This window comes from Oscillibacter sp., from assembly GCF_031978065.1.
In the GTDB taxonomy this organism is placed as follows: domain Bacteria; phylum Bacillota; class Clostridia; order Oscillospirales; family Oscillospiraceae; genus Oscillibacter.
This window is the reverse complement of sequence record NZ_DALZCH010000054.1, coordinates 1-21,356: the sequence shown is the minus strand read 5'-3', so window position 1 is coordinate 21,356 and position 21,356 is coordinate 1. Positions and strand designations below refer to the sequence as shown.

The following is a 21,356-nucleotide window of genomic DNA, read 5'->3' as shown; positions in this document are numbered from 1 at the left end:
TTCTCTTTGTCCAGAGAGATCAGATCCGCCGTGTCGGAAAATGTACCCGCGCTGGTGAGATACCGCCAACCCAGTGTGAGAAAATTGCCCCGCAGATTTCCCTGATGGGCGCTGCGGGCCACAGTGGAAGCGGAAATCTCCGCTCCCAAATCCGACAAAGCCACATAGGCGTCCGGCACCGGAGCGCGCTCCGGAACCTGAGACGCCGTGTCGTCATAGAGATAAAGGCCAATTTTCATAGCAGGGAAGGTCCGCTCCAGCTTTTGCGCGGCCTGTGCCACCGTCAGCCCGCCAAGATCCTGCCCCAGAATCCGGGTGTTTTTCCAAAGCTGGCCGTTGTTGGCGGCATAGGCGCAAAGGCCGACATATCCCGCCGCCAGAACGCTCAACAGCACAAAGGCAATGGCGAAAGGCAGCTTCAATTGTTTTTTCTGCGCTTCCTGCACCATTACAGTATCCATGGACTCCTCCCCGTACTTTCTAAATTGAAACAAAAAAGGCCTAGTGGTTCTCAGTATAGCACGTTTTTGGAGAAATGACATTACAATCCTGTAACAATCCGGGCGCTTTGGACCTCGTCTCCCGGGGGATGCGGATGGTCAGGATAATGGCATCCTCCGTTTCCTCCCGCTGGCTTTGGGCGTCGATTCCGGCGCTTTGAATCAGCTGAAGCCCGTGGTCCACGCTGTTGAGAAACAGGCGCACGTCTTTAAGCACATAGGTCCTCCGCCCGCGAAAAGGCGTACGCTGCGCTGCCTCAATCCGCCGGGTGACATACCGCTCCGTCTGAGCCACGTTCAACCCGGCGGAGGCCGCATATTTTGCCGCCTCCAGCCGCACCTCCTCGCCCTCCAGCCGCAGAAGGGCCCGGGCATGGCGCTCGGTCAGGCCGCCTTCCGTCAGCACCCGGCGGCACTCCGGAGACAAGCGCAGCAGCCGCAGCTTGTTGGCAAAGGCGGAGGGAGACAGCCCCAGTTTTTTTGCAGCCAAATCCTGCGTGATGCCGGTTTTGCGCACAAAGGCGGAGAGCGCTTCGGCTTCCTCAAAATAGTGCAGATCCTCTCGCTGAAGATTTTCCACCAGTGCCAGCAGCGCCGCTCCGGCGTCGTTGGCGGTCCACTCAAGACACGGCACTGCCGCAAGCCCCGCAAGCCCCGCCGCCCGAAGCCGCCGTTCTCCTGCCACCAGTTCCCACTGATCCGGCCCCCGGCGGCGGACGGTCAAGGGCTGCAAAATTCCATTTTCCCGGATAGAGGAGGCCAGCGATTCCAGTCCCGCCGGATCAAAGACCTGCCGGGGCTGGGCCGGATTGGGAAACACACACCCGATGGGCAGCATCAAAACCCTCTGCTCCAGTTCCATAAAAGCACCCCCTCCTAATTTCCTATATTTTACAGACGAGCCTTTGAAAAAGGACGCTTTTTTGGTCGAACCCAACAAAAGTTGCAAGACAGGGTGGAAGGGAGGGGAAATGTGTAAAATTGGTCAAATCAGAAACGCCGCAAAAAGGAGAGGCCGCGAAAGAGAAACCCGGAAAAAGCGCTGAAAAAGAGACTGTGACTGCCAGATTAGGCCCAAAAGCCCCGGCCCGAAGGCCGGGGCAAGGCTGCGCACTAAAATCCGGTTTTGGCGGCTACCGGGTTTCCCGCATGAGGTTGAAGGTCTGCACCAAATCCAGCGCGCCATAGCCCCACTGGGTATTGGGATAAAAAACGGTGGGACTGCGTCGGCAGCCGCGAATTAAGTAAGCCCGGATTTGGTAGGTACTCATTGACACGTCGTTTCCGTTTACAACGCCCCATTGCAGCATCAGGGCGCAGGCTCCCGCCGTGATAGCCGCGGCCGCGCTGGTGCCGGTCATGGTACCCGGCCCTGTGGGGTAGATGCCTTCCACGTTGACGCCGGGGGCGCACAGGTCCGGGGCCATCATATTGATGCGGGTAGGTCCCCAGGAGGAGCTTGAATACAGGCTGTCGTCTGCTATGTTGTAGGCTCCGATGCACAGGGCTCCCACGGTGGTGGCGGGCACGGTGATGGTGTAGTTGGGGTTGGCCGCCAAAAACTCGATTCCCGGAGAGGACAGGCCCGTGAGAGGAAGCCATGCATTGAACCCGCCGTCCAGCACCAGATCGCCGTATACGGTGATGGTCCAGATGCCCGGAATGGCGTTGTTTACCCGCACGACGGTAAGCTGTCCGCCGCTTCCCTCAATGGGAAAGAAATATCCAACCTGAACGGAGGACTGCTCAAAAACCAGATTGGTGGTGGTAATGGTTCCGGATTTAGGGGGGATTCTGGCGGCCAGCTCCCCGGTGGGGGAGCGGACGGCAACGGACAGCCTGTCGGACACCCCGCTCCAGATGGTGGTGTAAATGACGGAGGATTCGTTGGTCACGGAGATGTCAATATTCTGAAATTCGCCCACGGCGGAAATTCTTCCCTGGGTGTGGTGGCGGGCCTGACTTTCGTTTCCCGCGGCGATGCACAGACACACGCCCACCAGATTGGAAATTTCGCTGAGGTATTCCTCAAAGATGGAAAAACCGTCGTGGCTGCCGGAATTTGTTCCGATTCCAAGGCAGATGACCACGGGGCGGTTTAGCTCCTGCGCTTTCTTGAGAACGTATTCCACCCCGATCATCACGGCGGTGGAGCCAAAAGCGTTTGGCTGATCCGGGGGTACGGCAAACAGGTCCGTGTAAAAAGGGCGGGCCCGCTTCAGCTTCACCACCACCAGCTCCGCATCCGGCGCGGCGCCGAGAAAGTCGCCCACCTCCCGTCCCGCCGCCACAGAGGCCAGGAAAGTACCGTGGCCGTCAGTGTCCCGCTGGGGAACAATTTCGTAGGGATTTTCCGAGGCCAAAGCCTCGTTAATCTGGGCGTGGGTGTATTCCGCACCGAAAAAAAATCCCTCGGGGGGCGTGCCCACCACAGACTGGTCAAAAATTGCCTGGATTTTGCTGGTGCCGTCCTCATAGCGGAACACCTGCTGAGTATAGTCGATGCCGGTGTCCACAATGCCCACCAGAACGCCCCGCCCCCGCAGACCCAGATACGGCTGGCGATGGATGCCCCCAATGCCGGATGCCTCTACCTCCGGACGGCCCAGAAGGCCCAGCACCACCGGAATGGAGCTGGCATAGTTGCTTCCCATCCGGCTCAGAGTATCCAAAAATTCGCTGGACTTGGTGTAACAGACCACATACCGCTCGGCCAAAGTCTGGGTAGCCACAACGTTGGGATTCTCCCGCAGAAAGCTATCCAGGATGTCGTTTCCCCGGACAATAAAGTCAACGGTGTCGGGGGAGTTGATAAATTCCCTCAGTTCTTCCTCGTTCAAGGAAAACGCCTCCAATCGTGAGTGCCGGGGAAATACCGCACTATTTTAAATAGCAGGGTATATCAGAAATTTTGCAAGGCAATGTGAATTTAAGGCGACAGCGGCGATGTTTGATGCTGTCTTACATTTCCCGCATAAGCTGAAAGGATTGCAGCAGGTTCAGCGTTCCGTAGCCCCACTGGGGGTTGGGGTAAGACAGGGTCTGGGTGCGGTCGCAGCCCCGGATGAGATAGGCGCGGATGGGACAGGTGCTCATGGTGGGCTCGTTGCCATCTACCACGCCCCACTGCATCAGTAGCGCGCAGGCGCCGGCGGTAATGGCGGCAGCCGCGCTGGTCCCGCTCATCACGCCCCGCCCCGTGGGATAAAAGCCCTCAATATTTACGCCCGGAGCGGTGAGGTCCGGAGTAACCTGCTCGTGCCGAGTGGGCCCCCACGAGGAATTGGGATACAAGGTTCCGTTCATGCTGTTATAGGCTCCGCAGCCGATGGCGCCCATGGCGGTGGAAGGTACGGTCACCGTGTAATAAGGGTCCGCTTCCAAAAATTCAACGCCGGGAGTGACAAAACCTGTGATGGGGAGCCACGCGTTGAAGGTCCCGTCCAGAATGATGTCTCCGTGCATGGCAATGGTCCAGACTCCCGGCGTGGCGTTTAAAACCCGGACAGAGGTTAGCTGGCCGCCGCTTCCCTCCAAAGGGTAATAGCTGGCTACCCGTACCTGAGAGCGTTCCATTATTGCGTTTGAAGTGAGAACAAAGCCGTCTTTGGGTGGCTTTCTTGGCACGTATTCTCCGGTGGGGGAGGTAACGGAAACGGACAGCTTATCGGTAAAGCCACTCCAGACGGAGATGAAAAAATTTGAATCCGGTTTTACCACTTTTACGTCAATATTTCGGAAGTCGCCCTTGGACGTGACGATGCCTTTTGTATGACCGCGGGCCTGACTTTCGTTTCCAGCGGCGGAGCACACGCATACGCCTGCCAGAGCCGCGATTCCGCTCAAATATTCCTCAAAAATGGAAAAGCCGTCGTGGCTTGCAGAATTGGTGCCAATGCCAAGGCAAATCACCACCGGACGCTTCAGTTCGTGGGCCTTTTGCACGATGTACTCCACCCCGATCATCACGGCAATGGAGGAAAACGCGTTTTCCTGTTCCTCCGGTACGGCAAATAGTTCCAGTCCAAATGGTCGGGCTTTTTTTAGCTTTACCACGATCAGCTCCGACTCCGGGGCCACACCGGTAAAATCCTCCTGATGTTGTCCGGCTGCCACGGAGGCCAAAAACGTGCCGTGTCCCGCTGTGTCCCGGGAGGGAACAATTTCATAGGGATTCTCCGACTTAAGCGCCCGGTTGATCTGCTCGTTTGTGTATTCCGTGCCGATAAAAAATCCCTTGGGCGGTGTGCCAGTAATGGACTGGTCGTAAAGAAAATGAATTTTACTGCTTCCATCCTCCCGGCGAAAAACGCTTTGTGTGTAGTCGATGCCGGTGTCTACAAAGCCCATCAGAACACCCTCTCCGTGCAGGCTCATATAGGGCTGCTGCCGAATGGAACAAATTCCTGCCTCCTTCAGGCCCGGTCCGCATAAAGGACCCAGAATTACCGCGATAGAGCTGATATAGCCGGTGCCCAGCGTAGTCAGCAGCCGGGGATATGCTTCCACGGTGGTATAGCACACCACATACCGCCCCGCCAAAGTTTGGGTGGCAATAATATCCGGATTTTCCTCAATCAGGCGGTCCAGGTCGTCTGTACCCCGCACTACAAAGCCCACCGTGTCCGGCGAATCAAGAAATTGCTGCATAGACGGATTGACCGCCATTGCACGGCCTCCTTTCAAAGCGTGATAATAGGAGTTTCACAGCTCCCGCATAAGGTTAAAGGTCTGGATCAGATTCAGAGAACCATAACCCCACTGGGTGTTGGGATAGGTCATGGTGGGGCTGCGGTTGCAGCCGCGGATTAAATAGGCCCGAATCTGATAGGTGCTTAGGGAGATGTCGTTTCGTTCCACAATACCCCATTGCATCATCAGCGCACAGGCCCCCGCCGTAATGGCCGAGGCCACGCTGGTTCCGCTCATGGAGCCGGGTCCCGTGGGAAAAATCCCCCCCACGTTTACCCCCGGGGCCACGAGGTCCGGCGCCATTCGATCCAGCCGGGTGGGCCCCCAGGAGGAGTCGGAGTAAAGGCTGCCGGTGGTGCTGTTGTACGCGCCGCAGCTAATCGAGCCAAACATGGTGGACGGACAGGTGACGGTATAATAGGGCGTGGCGGACAAAAGCTCCACCGTAGGCGAGACAAAACCGGTAAGGGGCAGCCAGGCGTGAAACGTACCGTCAAGAATAATGTCTCCGTAAAGCGTAATGGTCCAGATACCCGGCGTGGCGTTATAAATGTTTACGGAGGAGAGCTGGCTTCCTGTGCTCTCGTAGGGAAAGTAATACTCCACCTGAACGGCGGATTTCTCCAAAATCAGATTGGAGCGGCTGAAGGCCCCGGGCCGGGAGGGAATCCGCCCCACCAGCTCCCCCGTGGGGGAGCGGACAGATAGAGAAATTTTGTCCGCAATGGTGTTCCAGATGCCGAGGATGACGTTGCCCGCGTCCTCGCCCACTTTTAAATCAATGTTTCGGGTGGCGCCCTTTTCCGCGATGGTACCCTGCATATGGTGGCGGGCCTGACTTTCGTTTCCGGCGGCGGTGCACACGCACACGCCACGAAGGTTTGCGATGTTGCTGAGGTATTCCTCAAAAATAGAAAAGCCGTCGTGTGCGCCGAAGGTGGTGCCAAGGCCGATGCAGATAACCACTGGACGGTCCAGCTCTCGGGCTTTTTTCACAATGTACTCCACGCCGATCATAATGTCGGTAGACTCATAGGCGTATTGTTGCCACGACGGAACGGCAAACCAATTGAGATAAAAGGGGCTTGCCTTGCGAAGCTTTACAACAATCAGTTCCGACTCCGGCGCGGCCCCGATAAAGTCCCCGGACCCGGTCCCCGCCGCAATGGAGGCCAGAAACGTGCCGTGGCCGCTCTCATCCTGTTGAGGGACCAGCTCATAGGGATCTGGGGTGCGCAGGGCCTCGTTAATCTGCGTATTGGTGTATTCCGTACCAATAAAAAATCCTTGGGGAAATGGTCCGTCCACCGTCTGGTCGTAGAGATACTGAATTTTGCTGGTGCCGTCGGGATAGCGAAAAACGCTTTGGGTATAGTCGATGCCGGTGTCCACAAATCCCATCAGCACGCCCTGCCCCCGCAGATCCAGGTAGGGCTGCTGCTGAACCTGAATGATGCCCGCCGCCGACAGGTTTGTGCTGTCGAGAAGGCCCAGCACCAAGGAGATGTAGCTGATGAAGCTGGAGCCGAACTGGCTGATCAGGCTGTTAAAGGTCACCGTGTCCGTGTAGCAGACCAGATATCTTCCGGCCAGAAGCTGCGTGGTGTGAATGGCGGGGGTGTTTTGAAGAAGCTGGTCAATAAATGCGTTTTTTCGCAGGACGAACGCTACCGTATCGGGAGAGTCGGGGAGCTGCTGGGCGGACTCCGTCCCGTTCATGAAAAAGCGCCCCCCGTCCTTGTATATTCCACAAGATCACCCATGGCTTCGCAAACGCTCAGCGCACCGTAGCCCCACTGGTTGCTGGGGAACACGGCTGAAAACTGCCGGTTGGCACTTTTGCGTAAAAAGGCCTTCACCCGCTGGCCGTATAAAAACGGGTCGTTTCCCATGACAATGCCCCACTCCATCATCAGGGCAGCCGCCCCCGCCACAAAGGGGGAGGCCATACTGGTGCCGGTATAGGCATCGTACCCGCCGCCGGCCCGGGTGGTGAGGACGCTGACGCTGGGCGCCACCAGATCGGGCTTGTTGCGCAGGCCGTTTTCACCCAAGGCGCCCCGCCCGGAAAATACGGTGGCGATGCGCAGCATCGCGTTGTACCCGCCCACGGAAATTACATTCTGCACGGTGGAGGGCAGGGTCAGCGTGAGATTCACGTCGGCCCGGAGAAAGGCGGTGTTTCGGGTCACATCCTCCACGGTGGGAAGCCAGATGTTAAACTCTCCGTCCACAATTTCGCCCGCCCGGGCAATCAATCGCCACACCCCCGGGGACACACCTGTTCCCAGCGTGGAAAAGAGAAAGTAGACCTCCTGCTGAACGGTGTAGTGGTTGGGCTGGGCGTAAATAACTGAGATCTCCGTGCCGTCCAGCGTCGTTTGGGTAACGCTTTGCAGGAACTGGATAATGATGCCATGCATGCGGTCATGACCACCGACCTTCGCGACAGCATTGCGTCGATCACCGCACCGACACTGGTGCTCGGCAGCTGGGCCGGCTACCAGCCGATGGGCGGCACCGAGGAAAGCACCCGTGCCGTCTTCCAGGCCCAGTACGCGAAGCTGCAGGGCGTGCAGATCGCGATGAGCGCGCAGGGTTTCCATTTCCTGATGTGGGATGATCCGCGCTGGCTGCACGGGCAGGTGCAGGCCTTCCTCGACCGCCACCCCTGAGTTTCACCACGCCTCGGAATGGACATGCTGGCTTCCTCCTCGACGGTACGCTTCTGGCTGCTCAATGCGTTGGTATGGGCGCTTTATGGCGCCGCGGGACTTGGCTTGCGGCATGCCTACCTCGCCGACGCCGGAAGTGCGGGTGCATTGATCACCGTCGGCCTGGCGCTGGCCCTGTTCGCGTGCAGCGGCGGCATCCGCGCCCTGGCCCTGCGCGCCGGCTGGTGGTCGCGCGGGACCGCCGGGTTGCTGCTGCGGCTGGCGCTGTCGGTGGGCGTAGGCGCTGCGTTGGCACAGTTGCTGGTGAACATCACATTGCACGCAGCGCTGGCCTGGGGATGGGTGGACATCGGTCGCCAGGTGGCCGACTTCAGCCCCAAGGCGCTGCTGCTCTACTGGTACACCACGGCGGTGATGCTGGCACTGTGGACCGCGCTCTGGGCAAGCCTGCACAGCCTTCGCCGTGTGCGCGGCGCCGAACTGGCACGCCTGCGCGCCGAAGCCGAACGCAGTGCGCTGGAACGTGACGCGCTGCGTGCGCGGCTCAATCCGCACTTCATGTTCAATGCGCTGAACAACCTGCGCGCGCTGATCCTGGAAGATCCCGAGCGCGCGCGCGACATGGTCACGCGGCTGTCGCGCACGCTGCGCCAAGCGCTGGCGCACAACCGCAGCGAGCAGGTGACGTTGGCCGAGGAACTGGCGGTGGTGGACGATTACCTGGCCATCGAGGCGGTCCATTTCGAACAGCGCCTGCAGGTGCGGCAGCAGATCGATGCCGATGCCACGCAGGCGCAGCTGCCGGCGATGGCGTTGCAGTTGCTGGTGGAGAACGCGATCAAGCACGGTATCGCCAGCCGCCCCGGCGGCGGCGAGGTACAGATCCGCGCCACGCTGGACAATGACGTGCTGCGATTGCAGGTGGAGAACCCACGTGCAACCGGCAGCGAACCCGCCCATGGCCATGGCGTCGGCCTGGCCTACCTGCGTGCGCAGCTGGGCACGCGTGGCCGATTCGTGCTGCAGCCGGTCGGCGACCGCATGCAGGCCCTGCTGGAGATTCCACAATGAGTGGCATGCTGCGCGTGTTGATCGTGGATGATGCGCGGCTGGCGCGGCAGGAACTGCGTACGCTGTTGTCGGCGCTGCCGTGGGTGCAGTGCGTCGGCGAGGCCGACGACGTGCCCGCCGCACGCGAGGCGATCGCCACGCTGGCGCCGGACCTGGTGCTGCTGGACGTGCAGATGCCTTCCGGCAGCGGCTTCGACGTGCTGGAGGGCCTGGAGACAGTGCCGGCGGTGGTCTTCGTCACCGCCTATGACACCTACGCGGTGCGCGCGTTCCAGGCCAACGCGCTGGACTATCTGGTGAAGCCGGTGGAGGCACCGCGCCTGTTGGAAGCACTGGAGCGCGCGCGCGAGCGCAACGTAGGGGCGAGCGGGGCGCCGGCACTGCGCAGCACGCTGGCTGCGCAGGACCAGGTGTTCGTCCGCGAGGGGGAACGCTGCTGGTTCGTGGCGGTGTCCGAGATCCGCAGGCTGGTGGTGGACGGCAACTACACGCGGCTGTGGTTCCGCGACCAGAACGCGTTGCTGACCCGCAGCCTGAGCGCGCTGGAGGCTCGCCTGCCGCAGGAGCTGTTCTTCCGTGCCAACCGCAACACGCTGGTCAATCTGCGCCGTATCCGCGGCGTAGCGCCCAGCATCGGCGATGGCTATGACCTGACGCTGGAGGATGGCAGCGAGGTGGAGGTGTCGCGGCGGCAGGCGCGGGAGCTGCGCGAGCGGATGGCGCTGTAGGCGCTGCCAGCGGTTACCCTGTGCAGCGGATTCCCAGATCACGCCGCGCCATGTCCATCGTCCTCACCGATTTCGCCCGTCCCCGCCTGTTCCCGCGCGTACCGCGCGGCAACACGATCCAGGACTGCACTGCCGAACAGTTCGAGGCGCACCTCAACGCGCACGCGCCGCTGAAGGTGCTGGACGGCTATGCACCGTTCTGCAAACTGTTCGTCTACGAGAACTGGACCAGCACGCGCTGCCTGACCGTGCCGATCACCGAGGCCAACCGCCCTCTGCTGCGCAGTGGTTACGAGGCACGCAATCGCGACGAACTGCCGGTGCTGGTGCGCTGGTTCGAGGGCGTGGAGCCGCCGCGTGCGAACTACCTGGTGGTGATCCTGTACAGCGCCGGGCAGCTGGCCAAGGAAGGCTCGCCGATCGAGGCCGAGTGGGGCATCGTCGGCTGCATCTATACCGCCGAACCGGAAGAGGTGCCGATGGCGCCGATCACGATGATGCGCAATGCGCTGGGCGTGGAAGAGGGCGGTTCCGGCGTACCACTGGACCGCGAGGCCTACCGGCGCTCGGTCGCGTTCTGGGAGAACAACGCCAACTGGCGGCCCTGAGCGACATTGGTCATCCACGCATCGCGTGAATGTACGGGCCGCAGTAGAGCCACGCCATGCGTGGCTGCCTGGCCTTCAGGCAGCTTTTCACTCCCACCACGGGTAGTGGTACTCGCGGTCGATGGCCTGCCAATGCTGGCCGCAGTGCGTGCAGGCAACGATGTGGCAATCGCCCCAACCCTCCTCGGCCGCCTGCAACGCGAGCAGCTGCATCTGCCCTTGTTCGATCAGGCGGCGCGGATCGAAGAACGGGTAGCCGGGATTGAGCGCGCACAGGCAGCCTGCGTGCGCCTGCCAGTAACGCAGCCGTTTCAGGGCCGCCTCCAGATGCGCCTGGTTGCTGATCAGCATGCCGCCGAAAGCGATGCCCTGGCAGCTGCGTTCGATCAGGTCCACATGCGCGGCCAATGCGTCCAGCGACGGTGCACTGAACAGTCGTGCGACGACGCGGGCGGCGTCGGTGATGCGCTCGGCGTCGCGCGACAGCAGGTCCTGCAGCAGCACATCGGCCTGCGCATCGTCCAGCCGCGGTATCGGGCGGGCAGTCCAGGGCCAGCGCATCAGCGTGCCTTGCCGATGGCGGCGAAGTGGCCAGCGGTCAGGCGCAGCAGGTCGGCCGGCGCCAGTTCCACTTCCAGGCCTCGGCGGCCGGCGCTGACGTGCAGCGTGGGCAACGCCTGCGCGCCGGCATCCAGGAACGTGCGCAGGCGCTTCTTCTGCCCCAGTGGGCTGATGCCGCCGACCAGGTAGCCGGTCGCGCGCTGCGCGGCGTCGGCGGCGGCCATCTCGCACTTCTTGCAGCCGGCCGCTTCGGCCAGCGCCTTCAGGTCGAGCTGGCCGGCCACCGGCACGATCGCCACCAGCAGTTCGTGGGCCTCGGTACTGGCCAGCAGGGTCTTGAACACCTGGGCCGGGTCGAGGCCGAGCTTGTCAACGGCTTCGCCGCCATACGATTCGGCGTGGGCGTCGTGCACGTAGTTGCGCACGGTGTGGGCGATCTTCTCGCGCTTGAGCAGGTTGATGGCCGGGGTCATGCAGGCATCGTAGCGTGGCGTAGGGGCGTTGCCTTGACCGAGGCTATTGTTGCCGCTCCAGGTGAGGATGCGCGGTGTCCGGCCGCACGCAAACGCAGAACGGGCGCCCGAGGGCGCCCGTTCCGTTCTTTGCATGCACCGGTAGTGCCGGCCGCTGGCCGGCACCCCGTAGGCATCAGTAGCGGTAGTGGTCCGGCTTGAACGGGCCTTCCACCGGCACGCCGATGTAGTCGGCCTGGTCCTGGGTCAGGGTGGTCAGCTTCACGCCGATCTTTTCCAGGTGCAGGCGGGCCACTTCCTCGTCCAGCTTCTTCGGCAGCAGGTAGACCTTCTTCTCGTAGCTGTCCTTGTTCGCCCACAGGTCGATCTGTGCCAGGGTCTGGTTGGCGAAGCTGTTGGACATCACGAAGCTCGGGTGGCCGGTGGCGCAGCCCAGGTTCACCAGGCGGCCTTCGGCCAGCAGGAAGATCGCATTGCCGTTCGGGAAGATGTACTTGTCCACCTGCGGCTTGATGTTGACGTGCTTGATGCCCGGGTAGGACACCAGTGCGTCGACCTGGATCTCGTTGTCGAAGTGGCCGATGTTGCAGACGATGGCCTGGTCCTTCATCGCGCTCAGGTGCTCGATGCGGATGATGTCGCGGTTGCCGGTGGTGGTGACGTACAGGTCGGCACGGCCCAGGGTCGATTCGATGGTGTTGACTTCGTAGCCTTCCATCGCCGCCTGCAGGGCGCAGATCGGGTCGATCTCGGTGACGATCACGCGCGCGCCGTAGGCACGCAGCGAGGCGGCGCAGCCCTTGCCGACGTCGCCGTAGCCGCAGACCACGGCGACCTTGCCGGCCAGCATCACGTCCATCGCGCGCTTCAGGCCATCGGCCAGCGACTCGCGGCAGCCGTACAGGTTGTCGAACTTGCTCTTGGTGACCGAGTCGTTGACGTTGATCGCCGGGATCAGCAGGGTGCCGGCCTGGGCCAGCTGGTACAGGCGGTGCACACCGGTGGTGGTCTCTTCGGAGACGCCCTTCCAGTCCTTGACCACGCGGCCCCAGTAACCCGGGCGCTCCTTGGCCACGCGCTTGAGCAGGTTCTTGATGACCTGTTCTTCGTGCGAGGACGAGGCGGTGTTGACCCAGTCGCTGCCGTTTTCCAGCTCGTAGCCCTTGTGGATCAGCAGGGTCACGTCACCGCCGTCGTCCACCACAAGCTCCGGGCCGGTCAGGGTGCCGTCGGCCAGGGTGAAGGTCAGCGCGTCCAGGGTGCAGTCCCAGTACTCTTCCAGGGTCTCGCCCTTCCACGCGAACACCGGGGTGCCGGTGGCGGCAATGGCGGCGGCCGCGTGGTCCTGGGTCGAGAAGATGTTGCACGAGGCCCAGCGCACAACGGCGCCGATGTCCTTCAGCGTCTCGATCAGCACCGCGGTCTGGATGGTCATGTGCAGCGAGCCGGTCACGCGCACGCCCTTCAGCGGCAGCTCGGCCTGGTACTTGCGGCGGATCGACATCAGGCCCGGCATCTCGTGCTCGGCGATGTCCAGTTCCTTGCGGCCCCAGTCGGCCAGCGTGATGTCGCGGATCTTGTAATCACCTTCGGTGGAGAAGGTCTTGGCAACAGCGTTCATTGATGTGCTCCGGTTGTGGGCGAGCGGGTGCTCGCATCTGGCCGGGCGCCGTTGTTACAAAGCCACCTTACCGAGCCTGGCCGGGCCTCGGGGGATCCGGTCGCAGCGCCCCTCGGCAGGGGAGAACCCCCATTATATCGCGGCCTCGGCATGACATCCGGATGACCCAACCATCGGCAGGTGGGCAAGCGTGCATGGGCTGTTAAGGTCGGTGTTTTCACGCATCACACAGGTGGAACGATGAGCATGCACGCGCGCCGTACGCGGCGCTGGACCGGCCTGGTCCTGTCGATGGGACTGCTGGCGGTGGCCCCGCTGGCATGGGCGGCCGCCCCGCAGTCGGCTGCGGCACCGGCCCAGGGCGTGACCGGCTATGAATTGCCGTCGGCCGCGCTGCAGGCAGTGGTCGATGCGCCGCGCGCGCCGTCGCTGTTCCTGTCGCCGCGGCGCGACGTGGCCGCGATGATGCAGATGCCGTCGCTGCCGTCGATCCAGGTGGTGGCGCAACCGGAGTTGAAGCTGGCCGGCCTGCGCATCAACCCGCGCACGTTCTCCGATAGCCGCTTCAGCTTCGGCGAGAAGCTGTGGCTGATGAACGTGGCCGATGGCAAGGAACGGCCGATCAGCGGCCTGCCGGCCACGCTGTCGATCGCCAGCCTGATGTGGTCGCCGGACCAGAAGTGGCTGGCCTTCAACCAGGTCGACGCCGCCAGCGGTGCCAATGAACTGTGGCTGGTGGACGTGGCCGGTGGCAGTGCTCGCCGTCTGGTTGCCGGCCTGAACACGGTGATCGGCAGCGGCTACCAGTGGCTGCCGGACAGCCGGGGGCTGGTGGTGTTCACCCGCCCGGCCAACCTCGGTGCGGCCCCGGCCACCGACGGCAGCCCGACCGGCCCCGCCGTGCAGCAGACCCGCCAGGGCGATGGCGTGGTGTCGATCCGTACCTACCAGGACCTGCTGAAGAACGAAGCCGACGCGCGCCAGTTCGACTACTACGCCACCACCCAGCCGGTGGAAGTCAGCCTGGACGGCACCACCCGCGCGATCGGCGCGGCCGGCATCTTCATGGGCTTCTCGGTGTCGCCCGATGGCCGCTTCGTGCTGCGCCAGCCGGTGCAGCGCCCGTATTCCTACGTGGTGCCGGTGAGCAGCTTCCCGCGCCGCATCGAAGTGATCGACCGCGCCAGCGGCACGCTGGTGCACACCGTGGCGGTGCGGCCGCTGGTGGAAGGCCTGCCGACCGGCAACGATGCCGAAGTGACCGGCGTGCGCGACATCAGCTGGCGGGGGGATGCCGATGCCACCCTGGTCTGGGCCGAAGCGCAGGATGGTGGCGACCCGAACAGGGACGCCAAGGTGCGCGACGCGGTGCTGATGCAGGCCGCGCCGTTCGACACGCCGCCGGTGACCCTGGCCCAGCTGGGCAGCCGCCTGGCCGGCATCAGCTGGGGCCGCGGTGACCTGGCCGTGCTGACCGAATCGTGGTGGAAGACCCGCAGGACCAAGACCTGGCTGATCGCCCCGGACACTGCCAGCGCCGAACCGCGCCTGCTGTGGGATCGCGATGCGCAGGACCGCTACGCCGATCCGGGCCGGCCGCTGCTGGCCAGCGACGAGCGCGGCCGTTCGCTGCTGCAGACCAGCCCCGATGGCAGCAGCCTGTACCTGGCTGGTGCCGGCGCGTCGCCGGAAGGCGACCGTCCGTTCGTGGATCGCTTCGACCTCGCCACGGGCAAGGCGACGCGCCTGTTCCACTCGCAGGCGCCGAGCTATTCGCTGCCGGTGGCATTGCTGGACAACCAGGGCAGCTCGTTGCTGCTGAGCCGTGAGAGCCCGGACGAGCCGGCCAATTTCTTCGTGCAGTCGCTGGCCGATGCCAGCGCCGCGCCGCGCGCACTGACCCACTTTGCCCATCCGCTGCCGCAGCTGAAGGGCGTGCAGAAGGAGCAGATCCGCTACAAGCGCAAGGACGGCGTCGACCTGACCGCGACCCTGTTGCTGCCGCCGGGCTACGACCCCAGGCGCGATGGTCCGCGCCCGCTGCTGATGTGGGCCTACCCGGGCGAGTTCAAGAGCGCGGCCGCGGCCAGCCAGGTCACCGATTCGCCGTACCGCTTCAATGCGATCAGTTACTGGGGCCCGCAGGCGTTCCTGGCCAAGGGCTACGTGGTGCTGGCCAGCCCGTCGATGCCGATCATCGGTGAGGGCGACAAGGAGCCGAACGACACCTACGTCGAACAGCTGGTCGCCAACGCGCAGGCGGCGGTGGATGAGGTGGTGCGCCGTGGCGTGACCGATCGCGATCACATCGCCATTGGCGGCCACTCCTACGGTGCATTCATGACCGCCAACCTGCTGGCACACACCCGCCTGTTCAAGGCCGGCATCGCACGCAGCGGCGCCTACAACCGCACGCTCACGCCGTTCGGCTTCCAGGCCGAGGAGCGCAACTACTGGCAGGCACAGGACGTCTACCAGAAGATGGCGCCGTTCAACTACGCCGACAGGATCAAGGATCCGATCCTGTTCATCCACGGCGTGGACGACAACAACTCCGGCACGTTCCCGATCCAGAGCGAGCGCATGTTCGCCGCGGTGAAGGGCCTGGGGGGCTCCGCGCGGCTGGTGATGCTGCCCAACGAATCGCACGCTTACCGCGCACGCGAATCGATCATGACCATGCTGGCCGAGAGCGAGCGCTGGCTGGAGCAGACCATCGGCCCGGCCGCGCAGGGCACGGCGAAGAAGAAGCGCTGACCGGACCGGGTAGTGCCGGCCGCTGGCCGGCAACCTCATGGAGCCATGCAACCTGAGGTTGCCGGCCGGCGGCCGGCACTACCAGATGAAACCATTTTTGCATCGCAGCACGACGCCCGATCTGGGATAGGCTTGGGCTCTGGATCCGTTGACCGAGGCCTGTGCGTCGCCGATGAACGAGTACCGCAGCAGTATCGAATTTGCTTCTCCCGATCTTCCGCTTCGCGATGATGTGCGCCGGCTTGGCGCGCTGGTCGGTGACCTGCTGGTCGAACAGGTTTCGGCCGCGTTTCTCGACGATGTCGAAGACGTGCGCACCCGCGCCATCGCCCGCCGCGAGAATCAGGCGCCCCTGTCCGAGCTGGCCGAAGGCCTGGCCGGGCGCACGCCGCAGCAGGCCGAGACCATGGTGCGGGCGTTCAGCACCTACTTCCAGGTGGTCAACATCGCCGAGCGCGTGCATCGCATCCGCCGTCGCCGTGACTACCAGCGCGCCGGTACCGCAGGTGCGCAGCCCGATGGCCTGCAGGACGCGCTGCAGCACCTGAAGGCGCAGGGCGTGGGCCTGGACGAGCTGGCGCAGTGGTTGCCCCGCATCGACATCGAACCGGTGTTCACCGCGCACCCGACCGAGGCCGTGCGCCGCGCGCTGCTGGAGAAAGAGCAGCTGATGGTGGCCAGCCTGGTCGACAACCTCGACGGCCAGCGCACGCCGGGAGAAGCCGCCGCCGATGCCGCGCGCTTCCGCATGGCGCTGACCGCCTCATGGCAGACCACCGATTCCTCGCCGGTGCGGCCCACCGTCGACGACGAGCGCGAGCACGTCGGCTTCTACCTGGTGCAGGTGCTGTACCGGGTGATTCCGGTGCTGTACGAATCGCTGCAGCAGGCGCTGCGTGATACCTACGGCGAGGAACTGCCGCTGCCGCGCCTGCTGCGCTTCGGTACCTGGGTGGGCGGTGACATGGACGGCAATCCGAATGTGGATGCCCATACCATCCGCAATACGCTGGATGCGCAGCGGCAGGCGGTACTCGCGCGCTACCAGAAGGAACTGCTGCAGCTGGCCAGCCTGCTCAGCCAGTCCACCGAGCGGGTGGGGGTGAGCGATGCGCTGCTGGCGCGCGTGGCGCAGTACCAGCAGCTGCTGCCGCAGGTACAGTCGCGGCCGCGCCATGCGGACATGCCGTACCGCCTGCTCAACGACCGCATGCGCGCACGCCTGCAGGCCACGCTGGAGGATGGCGAAGGCGCCTATGCCGGCCCCGACGAACTGATCGACGACCTGCAGCTGATCCTGGACAGCCTGCGCGCGAACCGCGGTGAACATGCCGGTGGCTTCGCTGTGCAACGCCTGCTGTGGCGGGTGAAGACCTTCGGCTTCCATCTGGCACGGCTGGACGTACGCCAGGAATCGAGCGTGCACGCGCGCGCGCTGGCCGCCGTGCTGGGCGGCGACGCGGCGTGGGAGGGTCTGGATGCCTTGGGCCGCGCGCGCCTGCTGGCCCCGCATGCCAGCGGGGAGGCCCCGTTGCCGAAGGGCGACGACGAAGGCAACCGGCGCCTGGACGCCGTGTTCGCCGCACTGGCCGATGCGCGCGCGCGCCACGGTGGTGACGCGCTGGGCAGCTACATCATTTCGATGGCACACGACCGCAGCGACGTGCTGGCGGTGCTGGCGCTGGCGCGCCGTGGCGGGCTGGTGGAAGGCAATGGATCAGTCCCGCTGGACATCGCGCCGCTGTTCGAGACGGTGGACGACCTCAAGCGCGGCACGAAGACCCTGCGTGACCTGCTGGCCGATCCGGTGTACCGCGCTCACCTGCGTGCGCGCGAGGACGTGCAGATGGTGATGCTCGGCTATTCGGACAGCAGCAAGGACGGTGGCATCGCCGCCTCGCGCTGGGGCCTGCAACGTGCGCAGGTGGAACTGCTGGAGGTGGCAGCCGAGGCGGGCATCCGCCTGACCTTCTTCCATGGCCGTGGTGGCTCGATCAGCCGCGGTGGCGGCAAGACCACGCATGCGGTGGATGCCTCGCCGCGCGGCAGCATCGATGGCCGCCTGCGGGTGACCGAGCAAGGCGAGGTGATCCATCGCAAGTACGGCATCCGTGCGCTGGCGCTGCGGTCGCTGGAACAGGCCACCGGTGCGGTGCTGCGCGCCAGCCTGCGCCCGCGTGCCGCCGAACCCCGCGAGGACGACTGGCGGCCGGTGATGGACGCGGTCGCCTCTGCCAGCAGCGAGGTGTATCGCGCCTTCGTTGGACAGGCCGGTTTCATGGATTACTTCCGCACCGCCACGCCGATCGACGTGATCGAGCGGATGACGCTGGGCTCGCGGCCGTCGCGCCGGCTCGGCCAGGACGCAGCACTGGGCAACCTGCGTGCGATTCCGTGGGTGTTCGCCTGGAGCCAGGCACGCGCGGTGATTCCCGGCTGGTATGGCGTGGGCAGTGGCCTGCAGGCGGCGGTTGATGCCGGCCACGAACAGACCCTGCGCGACATGGCGCGGGACTGGCCGTTTTTCCGTACGTTCCTGGACGACATCGCGATGGTGCTGTCCAAGGGCGATATCACCATTGCCGAGCAGTTCTCGCGGTTGTCGGGTGATCTGCACGGGCGTTTCTTCCCGCAGGTGCAGCGCGAACTGGAACTCACTCGGCACTGGCTGCTGGCGCTGATGGACCAAAAGACGCTGCTCGACCACGATGCGCGGCTGGCGCTGTCGATCCGCCTGCGCAATCCCTACGTCGATCCGATCAGCGTGCTGCAGGTGGACCTTTTGCAGCGCTGGCGGGCCAGCGGGCGCGAGGATGACGAGTTGCTGCGCGCGCTGGTGGCGTGCGTGAACGGTGTTTCGCAGGGTGTGCAGAACACGGGTTGAGGTGTCGCGGTAGTGCCGGCCGCTGGCCGGCAACCTCATGATGTTCGGCGGCACGCACGAGGTTGCCGGCCAGCGGCCGGCACTACCTCATTCTTCCGGCGACGGCGGGTTCGACGCCAGCAGTTCCAGATGGCGCTGCTCCATTTCCTGGCGCAGCTGGCGGCGGATCAGTGCGGCTGCCTGGCGGCGCTTCTCGTCCGACGTGACCGGCTGCAGGGGCGGCACCGGTGTCGGCCGGCCTTCCTCATCCACGGCCACCATGGTGAAGAAGCAGCTGTTGGCGTGGCGCACGCTGCCCTTGAGGATGTCCTCGGCCACCACCTTGATGCCGATCTCCATCGACGAGGTGCCGGTATGGTTCACCGAGGCGAGGAAGGTCACCAGCTCGCCCACCGCGATCGGCTGGCGGAACATCACCTGGTCCACCGACAGGGTGACCACGTAGCTGCCGGCGTAACGGCTGGCACAGGCGTAGGCGACCTGGTCGAGCAGGCGCAGGATGGCGCCGCCGTGGACCTTGCCGGAGAAATTGGCCATCTCCGGCGACATCAGCACGGTCATGGACAGCTGGTGGGTTTTCAGTTCGGTCGACATGGGGCGATTGTATCGGCAACCGGGTAGGGCCGGCCGCTGGCCGGCAACCGCGCAGCCATGAAAAAGCCGGCCAGCGGCCGGCTCTACCAGAAAAGAGAAGGGCCGCTTGCGCGGCCCTTCATCTGTCTTACTTCAGCTTCGCATCGGCGCGCAGGGCGGCGGCGCGGTCGGTCTTCTCCCAGGAGAAGGCCGTGGCGTTGACGGTCTCGCCTTCGCCGTTGAGGTAGCTGAACTCCTTCGGCTTGCGGCCGAAGTGGCCATAGGCCGCGGTCTGCTGGTACATCGGGTGAATCAGGTCCAGCATCTTGATGATGCCGTACGGGCGCAGGTCGAAGTGCTTGCGGATCAGCTTCTCGATCTTGTCGTCGCTGATCTTGCCGGTGCCGAAAGTGGTGACCGAGATCGAGGTCGGCTCGGCCACGCCGATGGCGTAGGAGACCTGCACTTCGCAACGGTCGGCCAGGCCGGCGGCGACCACGTTCTTGGCGACGTAGCGGGCCGCGTAGGCCGCCGAACGGTCGACCTTGGACGGGTCCTTGCCGGAGAACGCGCCACCACCGTGACGGGCCCAGCCGCCGTAGGTGTCGACGATGATCTTGCGACCGGTCAGGCCGCAGTCGCCCACCGGGCCGCCGATCTCGAACTTGCCGGTCGGGTTGATGTGGAACTTGGTGCCCTTGTGCAGCCACTTGGCCGGCAGCACCGGCTTGATGATCTCTTCGCGGACGGCCTCGATGAGGTCCTTCTGCTTGATGCCCGGGGCGTGCTGGGTCGACAGGACCACGGCGTCGATGGCCGAGACCACGCCGTTCTCATAGCGCAGGGTGACCTGGCTCTTGGCGTCCGGGCGCAGCCACGACAGCGGCGAGTTCTTCTTCTTGCGGATCTTGGCCTGCTGCTCGACCAGGCGGTGCGACAGGTGGATCGCGGCCGGCATGTAGCTGTCGGTCTCGTTGGTGGCATAGCCGAACATCAGGCCCTGGTCGCCCGCGCCCATTTCTTCCGGCTTCTTGCGGTCCACGCCCTGTGCGATGTGCGGCGACTGCTTGCCGATCAGGTTCAGCACGCCGCAGGTGGCGCCGTCGAAGCCGACGTCGGAGCTGTCATAGCCGATGTCCGTGATGACCTTGCGGGTCAGCGCTTCCAGGTCGATCCAGGCGCTGGTGGTGATTTCACCGGCCACGATGGCAACGCCGGTCTTGACCATGGTCTCGCAGGCCACGCGGGCGCGCTGGTCCTGGGTCAGGATCGCGTCCAGCACCGCATCGGAGATCTGGTCGGCAACCTTGTCCGGATGGCCTTCAGAGACCGACTCGGAGGTGAAGAGATAGCTGGACATCAGGCGTAATATCCCTTGATTCGGATGGAAAGATGGGCGCGCATGATACACGGGGTGCGCCGCCTGTGCATTGTGAACCTGTACCGGTTGCCGGTGGTTAAGCCCGTGTCGGCCTGCAGGGCCTGTCCCAGCGGGATTGGGCCCCGGGCGCGGGGCCCAGTGTTCCACCAGCGTGACAGCGGGGCGGGCGCTGCCGGGGCCGGCCGCGCCGGTCGCGGGTCCGTCGGCAGGGTTGGGCGGGCGTCATCGTTCTGCCCCGAAACCGCCATCTGGCTGCCGCCTGGCGGGCGCAGGCTGTCGGCCAATCCGGCCGCCGGGCATCCGTGGATCCGCCATGCAGGAACTCGAACAGCGCCTCCAGCAACGTTTCCCCGACTGGTTCCACGGCCGTCGCGGCCAACTGGCGCGGCCGTTGCTGCGCAGCGTCGGCCGCTGGTCGCGGCTGGACCAGATCGAAGCCTTCCTGCAGCGCAGTGCGGGATTGCGCGGCTTCGGCTTCGTCGCCGCCTGCCTGGAATTCATCGGTGGCCAGTACCAGGTGGATCCGGCCGCGCTGGCCAGGATTCCGGCCACCGGCCGCCTGCTGATCGTCGCCAACCACCCTTCCGGAGCCCTGGATGCGCTGGCGCTGCTGGACGCGGTCGGCCGTATACGCCGCGACGTGCGGATCGTGGCCAATGACCTGCTGGGGGCGATCGCACCGCTGCAGGATCTGCTGCTGCCGGTGCGCATCCTCGGCGGCAAGGCGCAGCGCGGCAGCCTGCATGCGGTGGAGCAGGCGTTGGCCGCCGAGCAGTGCGTGATCGTGTTCCCGGCCGGCGAGGTCTCGCGCCTGTCGCTGCGCGGCATCCGC

Annotated in this window: 17 protein-coding genes, 1 pseudogene and 1 riboswitch; of the genes and pseudogenes, 7 read left to right on the top strand and 11 right to left on the bottom strand. The window is 64.2% G+C overall.

Annotated elements, in window-relative coordinates; genetic code table 11:
• From RTK01_RS09535 to RTK01_RS09510, 6 genes and pseudogenes are all read right to left on the bottom strand, one after another.
• Positions 1-461: pseudogene (locus RTK01_RS09535) on the bottom strand (hydrolase); the annotation flags it as partial.
• A 40-nt stretch (positions 462-501) separates the two neighbouring features.
• Complete coding sequence (locus tag RTK01_RS09530; RefSeq protein WP_312280743.1) at positions 502-1,362, bottom strand: ParB/RepB/Spo0J family partition protein; 861 nt, start codon at positions 1,360-1,362, stop codon at positions 502-504.
• A gap of 271 nt (positions 1,363-1,633) precedes the next feature.
• A complete protein-coding gene (locus RTK01_RS09525) occupies positions 1,634-3,340 on the bottom strand; it encodes a S8 family peptidase (protein ID WP_312280742.1) in 1,707 nt (568 codons plus the stop codon).
• Between the two features lie 121 nt (positions 3,341-3,461).
• On the bottom strand, positions 3,462-5,168 hold the full coding sequence (locus tag RTK01_RS09520; RefSeq protein ID WP_312280741.1) for a S8 family peptidase: 1,707 nt from the start codon (positions 5,166-5,168) through the stop codon (positions 3,462-3,464).
• 36 nt (positions 5,169-5,204) lie between these two features.
• Entirely contained in the window at positions 5,205-6,911 is a 1,707-nt protein-coding gene (locus tag RTK01_RS09515) for a S8 family peptidase (RefSeq protein ID WP_312280740.1), read from the bottom strand.
• Positions 6,908-7,615, bottom strand: coding sequence for a S8 family serine peptidase (locus RTK01_RS09510; protein ID WP_312280739.1), 708 nt, complete (start codon positions 7,613-7,615; stop codon positions 6,908-6,910). Before RTK01_RS09510 ends, RTK01_RS09515 begins: the two co-directional genes overlap by 4 nt.
• On the opposite strand from RTK01_RS09510, the gene RTK01_RS09505 reads away from it, so the two are divergent.
• The 4 genes from RTK01_RS09505 to RTK01_RS09490 are packed head-to-tail and all read left to right on the top strand — an operon-like array spanning position 7,610 to position 10,274.
• Entirely contained in the window at positions 7,610-7,867 is a 258-nt protein-coding gene (locus RTK01_RS09505; RefSeq protein ID WP_312280738.1) for a hypothetical protein, read from the top strand. The two genes, RTK01_RS09510 and RTK01_RS09505, sit on opposite strands and share 6 nt — an antisense overlap.
• An 18-nt stretch (positions 7,868-7,885) precedes the next feature.
• Positions 7,886-8,938 (top strand): histidine kinase, encoded by a 1,053-nt coding sequence (locus tag RTK01_RS09500; RefSeq protein WP_312280737.1) that lies wholly within the window; start codon positions 7,886-7,888, stop codon positions 8,936-8,938.
• Complete coding sequence (locus RTK01_RS09495; protein ID WP_053505681.1) at positions 8,935-9,666, top strand: LytTR family DNA-binding domain-containing protein; 732 nt, start codon at positions 8,935-8,937, stop codon at positions 9,664-9,666. Before RTK01_RS09500 ends, RTK01_RS09495 begins: the two co-directional genes overlap by 4 nt.
• Before the next feature lie 20 nt (positions 9,667-9,686).
• Entirely contained in the window at positions 9,687-10,274 is a 588-nt protein-coding gene (locus RTK01_RS09490; protein WP_312280736.1) for a DUF3228 family protein, read from the top strand.
• A gap of 87 nt (positions 10,275-10,361) precedes the next feature.
• On the opposite strand, the gene RTK01_RS09485 is transcribed toward RTK01_RS09490, so the two are convergent.
• The 3 genes from RTK01_RS09485 to ahcY all read right to left on the bottom strand — a co-directional run bounded on the left by RTK01_RS09485 (position 10,362) and on the right by ahcY (position 12,929).
• Positions 10,362-10,835, bottom strand: coding sequence for a hypothetical protein (locus RTK01_RS09485; RefSeq protein WP_053505679.1), 474 nt, complete (start codon positions 10,833-10,835; stop codon positions 10,362-10,364).
• Positions 10,835-11,308, bottom strand: coding sequence for a Cys-tRNA(Pro) deacylase (gene ybaK, locus RTK01_RS09480; RefSeq protein WP_312280735.1), 474 nt, complete (start codon positions 11,306-11,308; stop codon positions 10,835-10,837). Before ybaK ends, RTK01_RS09485 begins: the two co-directional genes overlap by 1 nt.
• Positions 11,309-11,483: 175 nt before the next feature.
• Entirely contained in the window at positions 11,484-12,929 is a 1,446-nt protein-coding gene (ahcY, locus tag RTK01_RS09475) for an adenosylhomocysteinase (protein WP_053505678.1), read from the bottom strand.
• 36 nt (positions 12,930-12,965) lie between these two features.
• Positions 12,966-13,049: riboswitch (S-adenosyl-L-homocysteine riboswitch) on the bottom strand.
• Positions 13,050-13,169: 120 nt separating this feature from the next.
• On the opposite strand from ahcY, the gene RTK01_RS09470 reads away from it, so the two are divergent.
• A complete protein-coding gene (locus tag RTK01_RS09470; protein WP_053505677.1) occupies positions 13,170-15,686 on the top strand; it encodes a prolyl oligopeptidase family serine peptidase in 2,517 nt (838 codons plus the stop codon).
• 172 nt (positions 15,687-15,858) lie between these two features.
• Complete coding sequence (gene ppc, locus RTK01_RS09465; protein ID WP_053505676.1) at positions 15,859-18,570, top strand: phosphoenolpyruvate carboxylase; 2,712 nt, start codon at positions 15,859-15,861, stop codon at positions 18,568-18,570.
• An 87-nt stretch (positions 18,571-18,657) separates the two neighbouring features.
• On the opposite strand, the gene RTK01_RS09460 is transcribed toward ppc, so the two are convergent.
• A complete protein-coding gene (locus RTK01_RS09460) occupies positions 18,658-19,164 on the bottom strand; it encodes an acyl-CoA thioesterase (RefSeq protein WP_053505675.1) in 507 nt (168 codons plus the stop codon).
• 127 nt (positions 19,165-19,291) lie between these two features.
• Positions 19,292-20,503, bottom strand: coding sequence for a methionine adenosyltransferase (gene metK / locus RTK01_RS09455; RefSeq protein WP_005408103.1), 1,212 nt, complete (start codon positions 20,501-20,503; stop codon positions 19,292-19,294).
• A 334-nt stretch (positions 20,504-20,837) separates the two neighbouring features.
• Here metK and RTK01_RS09450 point away from each other — a divergent pair.
• Positions 20,838-21,356, top strand: a 519-nt coding sequence (locus RTK01_RS09450) for a 1-acyl-sn-glycerol-3-phosphate acyltransferase (RefSeq protein WP_312280734.1), incomplete at its 3' end; no start/stop codon positions are given.